The organism is Enterobacter wuhouensis (genome assembly GCF_035835995.1).
GTDB lineage: Bacteria > Pseudomonadota > Gammaproteobacteria > Enterobacterales > Enterobacteriaceae > Enterobacter > Enterobacter wuhouensis.
Window position 1 is genome coordinate 613,283 of sequence record NZ_CP142124.1, and the last position, 13,258, is coordinate 626,540.

At 58.0% G+C, this 13,258-nt stretch carries 13 protein-coding genes and 1 tRNA gene; 11 read left to right on the forward strand and 3 right to left on the reverse strand.

What is annotated here, in order from left to right:
* Positions 1 to 21: 21 nt before the first annotated feature.
* From yagE to VPX56_RS02995, 4 genes are all read left to right on the forward strand, one after another.
* Positions 22 to 930: a 2-keto-3-deoxygluconate aldolase gene (yagE, locus tag VPX56_RS02980; RefSeq protein WP_326469771.1), complete on the forward strand. Its 909-nt coding sequence runs from the start codon at positions 22 to 24 to the stop codon at positions 928 to 930.
* A gap of 14 nt (positions 931 to 944) precedes the next feature.
* Positions 945 to 2,912: a xylonate dehydratase YagF gene (gene yagF / locus VPX56_RS02985; protein WP_326469773.1), complete on the forward strand. Its 1,968-nt coding sequence runs from the start codon at positions 945 to 947 to the stop codon at positions 2,910 to 2,912.
* A 228-nt stretch (positions 2,913 to 3,140) separates the two neighbouring features.
* Positions 3,141 to 4,523, forward strand: a complete 1,383-nt coding sequence (locus tag VPX56_RS02990; RefSeq protein WP_131634124.1) for an MFS transporter — start codon at positions 3,141 to 3,143, stop codon at positions 4,521 to 4,523.
* Between the two features lie 11 nt (positions 4,524 to 4,534).
* The gene (locus VPX56_RS02995; protein ID WP_326469775.1) at positions 4,535 to 6,145 is read left to right on the forward strand and encodes a glycoside hydrolase family 43 protein; all 1,611 of its coding nucleotides are present in this window, start codon (positions 4,535 to 4,537) and stop codon (positions 6,143 to 6,145) included.
* Here VPX56_RS02995 and xynR read toward each other — a convergent pair.
* From xynR to argL, 3 genes are all read right to left on the reverse strand, one after another.
* Positions 6,130 to 6,891 carry a DNA-binding transcriptional repressor XynR gene (gene xynR / locus VPX56_RS03000; RefSeq protein WP_131634122.1) on the reverse strand — a complete coding sequence of 254 codons (762 nt, stop codon included), beginning with the start codon at positions 6,889 to 6,891 and terminating at the stop codon, positions 6,130 to 6,132. The genes VPX56_RS02995 and xynR overlap by 16 nt on opposite strands.
* A gap of 180 nt (positions 6,892 to 7,071) precedes the next feature.
* Positions 7,072 to 8,076: an ornithine carbamoyltransferase gene (gene argF, locus VPX56_RS03005; RefSeq protein ID WP_023299201.1), complete on the reverse strand. Its 1,005-nt coding sequence runs from the start codon at positions 8,074 to 8,076 to the stop codon at positions 7,072 to 7,074.
* Positions 8,046 to 8,141, reverse strand: coding sequence for a putative translational regulatory protein ArgL (gene argL / locus VPX56_RS03010; RefSeq protein WP_233606871.1), 96 nt, complete (start codon positions 8,139 to 8,141; stop codon positions 8,046 to 8,048). The genes argF and argL overlap by 31 nt, the downstream gene beginning before the upstream one ends.
* 99 nt (positions 8,142 to 8,240) lie before the next feature.
* On the opposite strand from argL, the gene rraB reads away from it, so the two are divergent.
* The 7 genes from rraB (at position 8,241) to VPX56_RS03045 (ending at position 13,256) form a co-directional block, all read left to right on the forward strand.
* The gene (gene rraB / locus VPX56_RS03015) at positions 8,241 to 8,666 is read left to right on the forward strand and encodes a ribonuclease E inhibitor RraB (protein ID WP_119935749.1); all 426 of its coding nucleotides are present in this window, start codon (positions 8,241 to 8,243) and stop codon (positions 8,664 to 8,666) included.
* Between the two features lie 46 nt (positions 8,667 to 8,712).
* Positions 8,713 to 9,471 (forward strand): tRNA isopentenyl-2-thiomethyl-A-37 hydroxylase MiaE, encoded by a 759-nt coding sequence (gene miaE / locus VPX56_RS03020; RefSeq protein ID WP_131634121.1) that lies wholly within the window; start codon positions 8,713 to 8,715, stop codon positions 9,469 to 9,471.
* Between the two features lie 30 nt (positions 9,472 to 9,501).
* Positions 9,502 to 10,233, forward strand: coding sequence for a topoisomerase II (locus VPX56_RS03025; protein WP_131634120.1), 732 nt, complete (start codon positions 9,502 to 9,504; stop codon positions 10,231 to 10,233).
* Between the two features lie 106 nt (positions 10,234 to 10,339).
* Positions 10,340 to 10,424, forward strand: a tRNA-Leu gene (locus VPX56_RS03030).
* Positions 10,425 to 10,622: 198 nt separating this feature from the next.
* Complete coding sequence (locus VPX56_RS03035; RefSeq protein WP_326469781.1) at positions 10,623 to 11,882, forward strand: tyrosine-type recombinase/integrase; 1,260 nt, start codon at positions 10,623 to 10,625, stop codon at positions 11,880 to 11,882.
* Positions 11,883 to 12,355: 473 nt separating this feature from the next.
* Positions 12,356 to 12,622, forward strand: a complete 267-nt coding sequence (locus tag VPX56_RS03040; RefSeq protein WP_326469783.1) for a hypothetical protein — start codon at positions 12,356 to 12,358, stop codon at positions 12,620 to 12,622.
* Between the two features lie 55 nt (positions 12,623 to 12,677).
* Positions 12,678 to 13,256, forward strand: coding sequence for a restriction endonuclease subunit S (locus VPX56_RS03045; protein ID WP_326469784.1), 579 nt, complete (start codon positions 12,678 to 12,680; stop codon positions 13,254 to 13,256).
* Positions 13,257 to 13,258 lie beyond the last annotated feature (2 nt).

Here is a 13,258-nt window from a genome sequence, read left to right on the forward strand (position 1 = left end):
ATGATTCAGCAAGGAGATCTTATGCCGCAGTTCGCGTTGTTCACGGGAATCATTCCCCCTGTCTCCACCATCTTTACCGCCGATGGCCAGCTCGATAAGCAGGGCACCGCCGCGCTAATCGACGATCTCATCAAAGCAGGCGTTGACGGCCTGTTCTTCCTGGGCAGCGGCGGCGAGTTCTCCCAGCTAGGCGCCGAAGAGCGTAAAACCATTGCCCGCTTTGCTATCGATCACGTCGATCGTCGCGTGCCGGTGCTGATCGGCACCGGCGGCACCAACGCCCGGGAAACTATTGAACTCAGCCAGCACGCGCAGCAGGCGGGCGCGGACGGCATCGTGGTGATTAACCCCTACTACTGGAAAGTGTCGGAAGCGAACCTGATCCGCTATTTCGAGCAGGTGGCCGACAGCGTTACGCTGCCGGTGATGCTCTATAACTTCCCGGCGCTGACCGGGCAGGATCTGACACCGACGCTGGTGAAAACCCTCGCCGACTCGCGCAGCAACATTATCGGCATCAAAGACACCATCGACTCCGTCGCCCACCTGCGCAGCATGATCCATACCGTCAAAGGCGCTCATCCGCACTTCACCGTACTCTGCGGCTACGACGATCACCTCTTTAATACCCTGCTGCTCGGCGGCGACGGGGCGATCTCGGCGAGCGGCAACTTTGCCCCGCAGGTGTCGGTAAATCTTCTGAAAGCCTGGCGCGACGGGGACGTGGCGAAAGCGGCCGGGTATCATCAGACCTTGCTGCAAATTCCGCAGATGTATCAGCTGGATACGCCGTTTGTGAACGTCATTAAAGAGGCGATCGTGCTTTGTGGTCGCCCGATCTCCACGCACGTGCTGCCGCCCGCCTCGCCGCTGGACGAGCCGCGCAGGGCGCAGCTGAAAACCCTGCTGCAACAGCTCAAGCTCTGCTGAGCCGGACGATAACGATGACCATTGAGAAAATTTTCACCCCGCAGGACGACGCGTTTTATGCGGTGATCACCCACGCGGCGGGGCCGCAGGGCGCGCTGCCGCTGACCCCGCAGATGCTGATGGAATCCCCCAGCGGCAACCTGTTCGGCATGACGCAGAACGCCGGGATGGGCTGGGACGCTAACAAGCTCACTGGCAAAGAGGTGCTGATCATCGGCACCCAGGGCGGCATCCGCGCCGGTGACGGACGCCCGGTCGCGCTGGGCTACCACACCGGGCACTGGGAGATCGGCATGCAGATGCAGGCGGCGGCGAAGGAGATTACCCGCAACGGCGGGATCCCGTTTGCGGCCTTCGTCAGCGATCCGTGCGACGGACGCTCGCAGGGCACGCACGGCATGTTCGACTCCCTGCCGTACCGCAACGACGCGGCGATCGTGTTTCGCCGCCTGATCCGCTCCCTGCCGACGCGCCGGGCGGTGATCGGCGTGGCAACCTGCGATAAAGGGCTGCCCGCCACCATGATTGCGCTGGCCGCAATGCACGACCTGCCGACCATTCTGGTGCCGGGCGGGGCGACGCTGCCGCCGACCGTGGGGGAAGACGCTGGCAAGGTCCAGACCATCGGCGCACGCTTTGCCAACCACGAACTCTCCCTGCAGGAGGCCGCCGAGCTGGGCTGTCGCGCCTGCGCCTCGCCGGGCGGCGGGTGTCAGTTCCTCGGCACGGCGGGCACCTCGCAGGTGGTCGCGGAAGCGCTGGGTCTGGCGCTGCCGCACTCCGCGCTGGCCCCGTCCGGGCAGGCGGTGTGGCTGGAGATCGCCCGACAGTCGGCGCGGGCGGTGAGCGAGCTGGATAACCGCGGCATCACCACGCGCGATATCCTCACCGACAAAGCCATCGAAAACGCGATGGTGATCCACGCGGCGTTCGGCGGCTCCACCAATTTGCTGCTGCACATTCCGGCCATCGCCCACGCGGCGGGCTGCACGATCCCGGACGTTGAGCACTGGACGCGCGTCAACCGTAAAGTGCCGCGTCTGGTCAGCGTGCTGCCCAACGGCCCGGACTATCACCCGACCGTGCGCGCGTTCCTCGCGGGCGGCGTGCCGGAGGTGATGCTCCACCTGCGCGACCTCGGCCTGCTGCATCTGGACGCCATGACCGTCACCGGCCAGACGGTGGGCGAGAACCTCGACTGGTGGCAGGCATCCGAGCGCCGGGCACGCTTCCGCCAGTGCCTGCGCGAGCAGGACGGCGTGGATCCGGATGACGTGATCCTGCTGCCGGAGAAGGCGAAAGCGAAAGGGCTGACCTCGACGGTCTGCTTCCCGACGGGCAACATCGCGCCGGAAGGTTCGGTGATCAAGGCCACGGCGATCGACCCGTCGGTGGTGGGCGAAGATGGCGTTTACCGCCACACCGGCCGGGTGCGGGTGTTTGTCTCGGAAGCGCAGGCGATCAAGGCCATCAAGCGGGAAGAGATTGCGCAGGGCGATATCATGGTGGTGATCGGCGGCGGGCCGTCCGGCACCGGCATGGAAGAGACCTACCAGCTCACCTCCGCGCTGAAGCATATTTCGTGGGGCAAAACGGTATCGTTAATCACCGATGCGCGCTTCTCGGGCGTGTCGACGGGCGCCTGCTTCGGCCACGTGTCGCCGGAGGCGCTGGCGGGCGGGCCGATTGGCAAGCTGCGCGATAACGACATCATCGAGATTGCCGTCGACCGCCTGACGTTAACAGGCAGCGTGAACTTCATCGGCACGGCGGACAACCCGCTGACGCCTGAGGAAGGCGCGCGCGAGCTGGCGCGGCGGCAGACGCATCCGGACCTGCACGCCCACGACTTTTTGCCGGACGACACCCGGCTGTGGGCAGCACTGCAGTCGGTAAGCGGCGGCACCTGGAAAGGCTGTATTTATGACACCGATAAAATCATTGAGGTAATTAACGCCGGTAAAAAATCGCTCGGCATTTAATTATTTTCAGAGATAAAACCGTCTGCGGAAAATATTCCGCGGACGGCTTTCGCGTTTCTTTAATTTATCAATATAAACAATATGTTGTGATATATCGTGCCGTGTCACAAAAGCAAAATAACGTAATTCGGAAATAAGATATGACCATTGCTGGTTAATTGAACAGCTCATTACACTCCTGTAACACGACGTTGTAAATTCAGCACACTACATAAGGGTGTAATTCTGATGACGCAATTAACCATGAAAGACAAAATTGGCTACGGGCTCGGTGACACCGCCTGCGGCTTCGTCTGGCAGGCCACGATGTTCCTGCTGGCCTACTTCTACACCGACGTCTTCGGCCTGTCGGCGGGGATTATGGGCACGCTGTTTTTGGTCTCCCGCGTGCTCGACGCCGTCACCGACCCGCTGATGGGGCTGCTGGTAGACCGCACCCGCACGCGGCACGGCCAGTTCCGCCCGTTTCTGCTGTGGGGTGCCATCCCGTTTGGCATCGTCTGCGTGCTGACCTTCTACACGCCGGACTTCTCCGCGCAGGGCAAAATCATCTACGCCTGCGTGACCTACATTCTCCTGACCCTGGTCTACACCTTCGTTAACGTGCCGTACTGCGCCATGCCGGGCGTCATTACCGCCGACCCGAAAGAGCGTCACGCCCTGCAGTCGTGGCGTTTCTTCCTCGCGGCGGCGGGCTCGCTTGCCATCAGCGGCATCGCGCTGCCGCTGGTCAGCATCATCGGCAAAGGGGACGAGCAGGTGGGCTATTTCGGCGCCATGTGCGTGCTCGGGCTGAGCGGCGTGGTGCTGCTTTACGTCTGCTTCTTCACCACCAAAGAGCGCTACGCCTTTGAGGTGCAGCCGGGCTCGTCGGTGGCGAAAGATCTTAAGCTGCTGCTGGGCAATAGCCAGTGGCGGATCATGTGCGCGTTCAAGATGATGGCGACCTGCTCCAACGTGGTGCGCGGCGGGGCGACGCTCTACTTCGTGAAATACGTGATGGATCACCCGGAGATGGCGACCCAGTTCTTACTCTACGGTAGCCTTGCTACCATGTTCGGTTCGCTCTGCTCCTCCCGCCTGCTGGGCCGCTTCGACCGCGTCACCGCCTTCAAGTGGATCATCGTCGCCTACTCGCTGATCAGCCTGCTGATTTTCATCACCCCGGCCGAGCACATCGCGCTCATTTTTGCCCTCAACATCCTGTTCCTGTTCGTCTTTAACACCACCACGCCGCTTCAGTGGCTGATGGCCTCTGACGTGGTGGATTACGAGGAGAGCCGCAGCGGTCGCCGCCTCGACGGGCTGGTGTTCTCCACCTACCTGTTCAGCCTGAAGATTGGCCTGGCGATTGGCGGGGCGGTGGTGGGCTGGATCCTCGCGTACGTGAACTATTCCGCCAGCAGCAGCGTGCAGCCGGTCGAGGTGCTGACCACCATCAAAATTCTGTTCTGCGTGGTGCCCGTGGTGCTCTATGCGGGCATGTTCATCATGCTGTCGTTTTATAAGCTCACCGACGCCCGCGTGGAGGCCATCAGCCAGCAGCTGATCAAGCACCGCGCGGCGCAGGGCGAGGCCGTTCCCGACGCCGCGACAGCCGCATCCCATTAACCGGAGGCAATATGGAAATCACTAACCCGATACTCACCGGCTTCAACCCGGACCCGTCCCTGTGCCGCCAGGGCGAGGACTACTACATCGCCACCTCGACCTTCGAGTGGTTCCCGGGCGTGCGCATCTACCACTCCCGCGACCTGAAAAACTGGTCGCTGGTCAGCACGCCGCTGGACCGCGTGTCGATGCTGGACATGAAGGGCAACCCGGACTCCGGCGGCATTTGGGCGCCGTGCCTGAGCTACGCCGACGGCAAATTCTGGCTGCTCTACACCGACGTGAAGATTGTCGACTCGCCGTGGAAAAACGGCCGTAACTACCTCGTCACCGCACCCTCCATCGAGGGGCCGTGGAGCGAGCCGATCCCGATGGGCAACGGCGGGTTTGACCCGTCCCTGTTTCACGACGACGATGGCCGCAAGTACTATATCTACCGCCCGTGGGGGCCGCGCCACCACAGTAACCCGCACAACACCATCGTGTTGCAGGCGTTTGACCCGCAGACCGGCACCCTCTCGCCCGAGCGCAAAACGCTATTTACCGGCACGCCGCTCTGCTACACCGAGGGGGCGCACCTGTATCGCCACGCGGGATGGTACTACCTGATGGTGGCCGAGGGCGGCACCAGCTACGAGCACGCGGTTGTGGTGCTGCGTTCCAAAAATATTGACGGGCCGTACGAGCTGCACCCGGACGTGACGATGATGACCAGCTGGCACCTGCCGGAGAACCCGCTGCAGAAGAGCGGACACGGCTCGCTGCTGCAGACCCACACCGGAGAGTGGTACATGGCCTACCTCACCAGCCGCCCGCTGCGCCTGCCCCGCGTGCCGCTGCTGGCCTCCGGCGGGCGCGGCTACTGCCCGCTGGGGCGCGAGACCGGCATCGCCCGCATTGAGTGGCGCGACGGCTGGCCGTACGTGGAAGGCGGCAAGCACGCGCAGCTGACCGTGAAAGGCCCGCAGGTGGCCGAGCAGCCCGCTGCCGTTCAGAGCAGCTGGCGGGACGATTTCGACGCCAGTTCGCTTGACCCGGAGCTGCAGACCCTGCGCATTCCGTTCGACGACACCCTCGGCTCGTTCACCGCGCGCCCGGGCTATTTACGGCTCTACGGCAACGACTCCCTCAACTCGACCTTTACCCAGTCGACCGTGGCGCGACGCTGGCAGCACTTCGCCTTCCGCTCAGAGACGCGGATGCAGTTTTCGCCGGTCCACTTCCAGCAGAGCGCGGGGCTGACCTGCTACTACAACAGCAAAAACTGGAGCTACTGCTTTGTGGACTACGAGGAGGGGCAGGGCAGAACCATCAAGGTTATTCAGCTCGACCACAACGTGCCGTCGTGGCCGCTGCACGAGCAGCCGATTCCGGTGCCGGAGAGCGCGGAGAGCGTCTGGCTGCGGGTGGACGTGGATACGCTGGTCTACCGCTACAGCTACTCGTTCGACGGCGAGACGTGGCACGACGTGCCGGTAACCTATGAGGCGTGGAAGCTGTCGGATGACTACGTCGGCGGGCGCGGCTTCTTCACCGGCGCGTTTGTGGGGCTGCACTGCGAGGACATCAGCGGCGACGGCTGCCACGCGGACTTCGACTACTTCACCTACGAGCCGGCATAGCCCAGGGCGCGTGAGAGCGCGAGCCCGGCCTGCTGAAGCTGCTCGCGGAAATTAGCCAGCTCCGCATCGTCCACGCGGGAGGTCAAGGTCGAGAGGCTCAGGGCGGCGATGACGCGGGACTCGTGGTTCCACACCGGCACCGCAACGCAGCGCACGCCCTGCTCGTTCTCTTCGCTATCCAGGGCGTAACCCTGCTCGCGGGTCTGCGTCAGGGCGCTCATTAACGCTTCGCGAGACGCGAGGGTGGCGGGCGTAAAGGTGGTGTACTGATAGCCCTCCAGCAGGGCGTTCAGCTCGGCCTCGCCCAGCCAGGCAATCAGCACCTTGCCGATAGCGGTGGCGTGAACCGGCAGGCGGCGGCCGATGCGCGAATAGGCGATGGCGGCCAGCTTGCCTTCAATCTTCTCGATATAGACCCCTTCACGCCCGTCCAGGATCCCCAGATGGGTGGTTTGCCCGGTCCGCTGGGACAGCTCCGTCAGCCAGCCTTTTGCCTTTTGGCGAATATCGATGGAGCCCACGACAAAATGGCCGCGCTCGACCAGCTTCATGCCGAGGCGATACTTACCGTTTTCCGGGTTCTGATCGATATAGCCGTGAAGCTGCAGGGTTTTCAGCAGCGAGTGGAGGGTACTCTTGCTCAGCCCCATCAGTTTGCTGATGTCGGTGATCTTAAGCTCGGTGGCCTGCTCGTTGAACAGGTCGAGGATCTGCAAGGCACGTTCAACAGACTGAATAATCGGCATAATGCTGGCATGTCCACGCTGGAATTAAGGCGAAAACGTACCTTTTTCGGGGTGAAAAATCAATGAAATGGAGCCGGTTTGCTCGGCGGCGCTTCGCTTGCACGGGCCTACGGGTTAGGTGTTCTCCCTCTCCCTGTGGGAGAGGGCCGGGGTGAGGGCACCAGACCGCAGAGGATTAAATCACTCCCCAAGCGTCGCCACCATCACCGCCTTAATCGTATGCATCCGGTTTTCCGCCTGGTCGAACACGATGCTCGCCGCCGACTCAAACACCTCGTCCGTCACCTCCATCCCGCCGTGCAGGTCGAACTCCTTCGCCATCTGCTTGCCGAGCGTGGTCTGGTCGTCATGGAACGCCGGCAGACAGTGCAGGAACTTCACGTTTGGGTTGCCGGTCAGCGCCATCATCTGCGCGTTCACCTGATACCCGCGCAGCAGCGCAATCCGCTCCGCCCACTTCTCTTTGGCTTCGCCCATCGACACCCAGACGTCGGTATAGATAAAGTCCGCGCCCTTAACGCCCGCCGCCACGTCTTCCGTCAGCGTGATCTTCCCGCCGTGCTTCTCCGCCAGCGCGCTGCACTCCGCCACCAGGCTCTCTTCCGGCCAGCAGGCTTTCGGGGCCACCAGGCGCAGATCCAGCCCGGTCAGCGCCGCCGCTTCCAGCATCGAGTTGCCCATGTTGTTGCGCGCGTCACCCGCGTAGACCAGCGTCATCTCGTTAAACGCCTTGCCCGGCAGGTGCTCCTGCATGGTCAGCAGGTCCGCCAGCAGCTGGGTCGGATGGAACTCGTTGGTCAGCCCGTTCCACACCGGCACGCCCGCATACTGCGCCAGCGTCTCGACCACTTCCTGGCCGTGACCGCGATACTGAATGCCGTCGTACATCCGCCCGAGAACCCGTGCGGTGTCCTTAATTGACTCTTTATGCCCAATCTGGCTGCCGCTCGGCCCTAAATAGGTGACGCGTGCGCCCTGGTCAAATGCGGCAACTTCGAAAGAGCAACGTGTACGGGTCGAGTCTTTTTCGAAGATGAGCGCGATGTTTTTACCGGTAAGCTTCTGTACTTCCTTTCCATTTTTTTTATCGGCTTTGAGCTGTGCGGCAAGGGTCAGCAGAGAAGTGAACTGTGCAGGGGTAAAATCGAGCAGTTTCAGAAAGTGTTTCTTGTACAAATCGGACATTTTATCCTCGCATGGCTAATGCCACTTATTGAATTAAAATTCACTTTATATGTGTAATTATTCATTTGCAACCCCGTTTCACAATTCTTTCTTACAAAGGTGGAGGCAAACACGTCCGTGTGTGAAAATAGAAGTATCTGCCGCACTTTAAAGAGGAATGAGCCATGGCAAACCCGGAACACCTGGAAGAGCAACGCGAAGAGACGCGTCTGATTATTGAAGAACTGCTGGAAGACGGTAGCGATCCGGACGCGCTGTACACCATCGAGCACCATTTCTCTGCCGACGATTTCGACGCGCTGGAAAAAATGGCCGTGGAAGCCTTCAAGCTGGGTTACGAAGTGACCGAGCCGGAAGAGCTGGAAGTGGAAGAGGGCGACACCGTCATCTGCTGCGATATCCTGAGCGAAGGCGCGCTGAAGGCGGAACTTATTGACGCGCAGGTTGAACAGCTGATGAACCTGGCCGAGAAGTTTGAAGTGGAATACGACGGCTGGGGAACCTACTTCGAAGATCCGAACGGTGAAGACGGCGAAGAAGGCGACGACGAAGATTTCATCGACGAAGACGACGACGGCGTGCGTCACTAAGCGTTTCAGGCGGTGGCGCGCGCCACCGCTTTTTTAAGGCAGAACCATGGATTACCCGCAGATACTCGCCCCCGTACTCAACTTCCTCCAGTGCCCGACCCCGCAAGCATGGATTGATAAAGCCCGCGACCCGGCGAACCTGCCGCTGCTGCTCACCGACCACATGGTGTGCGAGCTCAAGGCCGCCCAGACCGCGTTATTACTCGTGCGCAAATACGTCGCCGACGAAAGCGGTGCCGACGCGCTGCTCGACTGGCTCAAACCCTACGAACAGTTCACCTTCCGCGACGGCCCGGAGCCGGACTTCATCGCCCTGCACAGGCAGATTGGCAAAAGCGTGATGCCCAAAACCGACGACCCGTGGGGCCAGGCGCTCATCGACAGCATGGTGCTGCTGATTAAAGAGGAGCTGCACCACTTCTGGCAGGTGCGCGAGGCGATGCTGGCCCGCGACATTCCGTACGTCAAAATCACCGCCAGCCGCTACGCTAAAGGGATGCTGAAGGCAGTGCGCACCCACGAACCGCTGACGCTGATCGACAAGCTCATCTGCGGCGCCTACATCGAAGCCCGCTCCTGCGAACGCTTCGCCGCGCTGGCCCCGTACCTCGACGACGACCTGCAGAAGTTTTATCTCTCGCTGCTGCGCTCGGAAGCTCGCCATTATCAGGACTACCTGACGCTGGCCCAGCAGGTGAGCGACGACGATATCTCACCGCGCATACAGCTTTTTGGCGAAATTGAAGCCACACTTATCTCGACACCGGACAACGAGTTTCGCTTCCACAGCGGCGTGCCGGTGTAAACCGGCATAACTCAAGGATAAGGATGCGAGATGAATAAAACGTGGACCCGTATTGTGATTGTCGTCATTGCGGCTGCCGCCGTGGCGTTCTGGGTGTACTTCGACAAGCAGCGCATGCAGCAAACCCCCGAACAGCAGCTTGATACCACCCTCAACGCGATGCCCGCCTGGCAGGTGATTAAAGAGCAGGAACCCGCGTTCCAGCAGCGCATCCGCGAACAGATCCTCACCATGCAGAAGATGGGCGAGTCTGAACAGCACATCATCGACGTCATCCAGCCGCAGATTTTGAGCCTGCAGATGTCGCGCCTGCAGCACGCCCCGGACGCCAACGTGGTGGATTATATGAAGGCCAACATGGAGCAGACAGCCGCCATCCAGAAGGTGAGCGACGACGCCTGCTTCCGCTTCCTCTACCCGGCGGTGAAGGGCGGCGTTAACCCGGTGCGGGTGCTGGATAAACAGATGATGGCGCGGCGCATGCAGGCCGACGCCGACATGATGCGCGCGGCGTATGGCAAAAACAGCCACAATGTGACTCCGGCCGAGCGTGAGGCCGCCGTGACGACCGTCCGCCCGATTATGAAGGCGCTGGCGGATAAATACGGCGAGGACATCCAGCTGCTGCAGATGCCGGAGAACGCGGTGGGCAAAGAGAAGCTCTCCTGCGATATGGTGCAGGACATGTGGGCGAAGGTGCTGAAGCTGCCGGAGCAGAAGGCGGCGGGGGTGATTCGTCTGGCGGTGTCTGAGCTGGAGTGACGAAGGGCGCTGGTTTTTTGGGCACTTAGCGCGGGTTTAGCGCGTCGTCGCTTGCATGGCGGCGCGCGACAGGTATAATCCACAACGTTTCCGCATCCCCTTCAGTGCCGAAGTGGCGAAATCGGTAGACGCAGTTGATTCAAAATCAACCGTAGAAATACGTGCCGGTTCGAGTCCGGCCTTCGGCACCATCGGAACATCAATAGACGTCAACGGACGTCTTTTTTTGTGCCTGAAATCCAGTATCCGCAAGGCTTTCCTCGCTTTTTCACTCAACCTAAGTCAACCTGATTCAATCTACATCAACTTACTGATGCGGGTACAACTGCGGGTATATCCCGGTTCGATAATGTTTGTACCCACACAGAACCCTTGAAAGGATACTCATCATGGCTCTGAGTGATGTGAAGGTTCGTTCGGCAAAGCCTGAAGCAAAAGCCTACAAACTAACTGACGGTGAAGGCATGGTTTTGCTGGTTCACCCTAACGGCTCCAAATACTGGCGGCTACGTTATCGCTTTGGTGGTAAAGAGAAGATGCTGGCGCTGGGGAAATACCCTGAAGTGTCATTGGCAGATGCCAGAGCTCGCAGGGATGAGGCCCGTAAGCTATTAGCGAATGGCGTCGATCCCAGTGAGAACAAGAAAGCTGTTAAGGTAGAACAAGAGCAAGAAGCGATAACGTTTGAAGTAGTCGCCAGAGACTGGCATGCCAGTAATCAGAAATGGTCTGCATCACATAGTGCTCGTGTATTGAAAAGCCTCGAAGATAATCTCTTTGCTGTCATTGGTAAGCGGAACATTGCAGAACTGAAAACGCGAGACCTACTTGTACCCATCAAAGCAGTCGAGTCATCCGGACGCCTTGAAGTCGCCGCCCGTTTACAGCAGCGTACTACCGCGATTATGAGGTTTGCTGTACAAAGTGGTTTAATCGATTACAACCCCGCACAAGAGATCGCTGGAGCGGTCGCCACAGCTAAACGGCAGCATCGTGCGGCTTTGGAGCTTAACCGTATACCTGAATTACTTCATCGCATCGATCATTATTCTGGAAGACTGCTAACCCGACTGGCGGTTGAACTCACTTTGTTGGTTTTCATCCGTTCAAGCGAGCTGCGTTTTGCCCGCTGGTCAGAAGTAGATTTTGATACTGCCATGTGGACGATTCCAGGTGAACGTGAACCGCTGGAAGGTGTTAAACATTCTCAGCGCGGTTCAAAGATGCGGACTCCTCATCTTGTTCCTTTGTCGCGGCAAGCCTTAGCCATTTTGGAAAAGATCAAAAGCATGAGTGGGAATCGAGAGCTGATTTTTGTTGGTGATCACGATCCACGTAAACCCCTAAGTGAGAATACGGTGAACAAGGCTTTGCGAGTGATGGGCTATGACACGAAAACGGAAGTGTGTGGGCATGGTTTCAGGACAATGGCGTGTAGTTCGTTGATTGAGTCGGGATTGTGGTCGAGGGATGCAGTAGAGCGTCAGATGAGTCATCAGGAACGTAACTCTGTGCGAGCGGCTTACATTCATAAGGCAGAGCATCTGGGGGAGAGGAGGCTAATGTTGCAGTGGTGGGCTGATTATCTGGATATTAATCGAGAAAAATCAATTAGTCCGTTTGACTTTGCTAAGTTGAAGACTGAGTAAATTTAGCAAACGAGAACGATTTGGTGTCCACCAAACGGAAAGCCATTTGTGGCATGTATAAATATGCGCTCTATCTGGAGGTAAGAAGGGAGATGGAGCACGTGTATGAGATAAACTTGCGTCAATTTTGAGTGATATTACACATATTATTTAACAAAATTGCATAAAAGTGCGCAGCCTTTAAAAATATTTGCGCATATTTCATTCTTCTTTGGTTTTTTTAATTTATTTAAAATCAGTTAGTTGAGTCGCGAGAGAACGGTTTTTTTGCACCTAAATTACGATGCCGCTTCTCTGTAGACCTGCTACTGCATTATTTTTTAGTTTACATTCTGATCTTTTTGCTCAATCATAGCTTTACCAAATCACTTTTAACTCTGTACACGATCTACAGATTTGAGTGATGAGGTGCGACAGACTGCAATCTGTCGCGTTGACTCAAACCCAAACGTCTAAATTAGGAGATCAAATCTATGTCAGCTTATCAAATTTCTTACGATCTGCGAAAGCAGAAAGATTATGCCCCGCTCATTGAGCGCATCAAGTCTTATGGGACCTGGTGTCATCCTCTGGAATCAACCTGGATTATTGTCACCGAGCAAACGGCAACTCAAGTTCGCGATTATCTCAAAGCCGTTATGGATAACGATGATGGTTTACTCGTCACTGGTTTGCGGGGAGACGGTGCGTGGTATGGGCTTTCTGACAAGATATCTCAATGGCTTAAAAAAAATTTATAATCGCCACGCTTAAGAATAGATGCACCAGGGATGGTGCAATGAATCAGGGGCCCGTATGCCAACATCTTTAAAACAGTTAGGCCAAATTGCAAGCATCCGTTCAGGCCACACTCTGAGGGGAGCAATCACGCCTGACCCTGAAGGAGATGTGCGTCTGTTACAGATTAAAGACCTCGATCAGGACTGGCAGTTCGATCACAAAGCACTACCTACTGTTGTATGGGAACAACGAATCGCTCCCCCATTTCTTGAACAGGGGGAGATTGTCGTTGCGGCCAGAGGGAATCGTAATCTGGCAGTTGTCTATCGTGGCGAGGTTCCTGTGGTTGCTACCAGCCAGTTCCTGATTGTTAGCCTCAGAAGACAAGAGCGTGAGATTGTCCCCGAATACCTGTGCTGGTTGTTAAACCATCCGATGATTCAGCAATGGTTTCATCGGAGTGGCACCAACATTCAGTTAATAACTAAATCAGCGTTGCTGGATGTCGCTATCCCGGTTCCCCCCCTTGAAACTCAATTACAGCTTATCGGGCTCCAACGTATATGGCAGAAAGAAGATGAACTTATCAATAAGTTACAGGAAAATCGCCATCAGCTTGAGCTTGGTATTTTGCAAAAATTACTTAAGGATTAACT

What these genes read in the sequence shown, in the direction of transcription:
- yagE (WP_326469771.1), top strand. Translation starts at nt 22, where the DNA reads ATGCCGCAGTTCGCGTTGTTCACGGGAATCATTCCCCCTGTCTCCACC.
- yagF (WP_326469773.1), top strand. Translation starts at nt 945, where the DNA reads ATGACCATTGAGAAAATTTTCACCCCGCAGGACGACGCGTTTTATGCG.
- VPX56_RS02990 (WP_131634124.1), top strand. Translation starts at nt 3,141, where the DNA reads ATGACGCAATTAACCATGAAAGACAAAATTGGCTACGGGCTCGGTGAC.
- VPX56_RS02995 (WP_326469775.1), top strand. Translation starts at nt 4,535, where the DNA reads ATGGAAATCACTAACCCGATACTCACCGGCTTCAACCCGGACCCGTCC.
- xynR (WP_131634122.1), bottom strand. Translation starts at nt 6,891, where the DNA reads ATGCCGATTATTCAGTCTGTTGAACGTGCCTTGCAGATCCTCGACCTG.
- argF (WP_023299201.1), bottom strand. Translation starts at nt 8,076, where the DNA reads ATGTCCGATTTGTACAAGAAACACTTTCTGAAACTGCTCGATTTTACC.
- argL (WP_233606871.1), bottom strand. Translation starts at nt 8,141, where the DNA reads ATGAATAATTACACATATAAAGTGAATTTTAATTCAATAAGTGGCATT.
- rraB (WP_119935749.1), top strand. Translation starts at nt 8,241, where the DNA reads ATGGCAAACCCGGAACACCTGGAAGAGCAACGCGAAGAGACGCGTCTG.
- miaE (WP_131634121.1), top strand. Translation starts at nt 8,713, where the DNA reads ATGGATTACCCGCAGATACTCGCCCCCGTACTCAACTTCCTCCAGTGC.
- VPX56_RS03025 (WP_131634120.1), top strand. Translation starts at nt 9,502, where the DNA reads ATGAATAAAACGTGGACCCGTATTGTGATTGTCGTCATTGCGGCTGCC.
- VPX56_RS03035 (WP_326469781.1), top strand. Translation starts at nt 10,623, where the DNA reads ATGGCTCTGAGTGATGTGAAGGTTCGTTCGGCAAAGCCTGAAGCAAAA.
- VPX56_RS03040 (WP_326469783.1), top strand. Translation starts at nt 12,356, where the DNA reads ATGTCAGCTTATCAAATTTCTTACGATCTGCGAAAGCAGAAAGATTAT.
- VPX56_RS03045 (WP_326469784.1), top strand. Translation starts at nt 12,678, where the DNA reads ATGCCAACATCTTTAAAACAGTTAGGCCAAATTGCAAGCATCCGTTCA.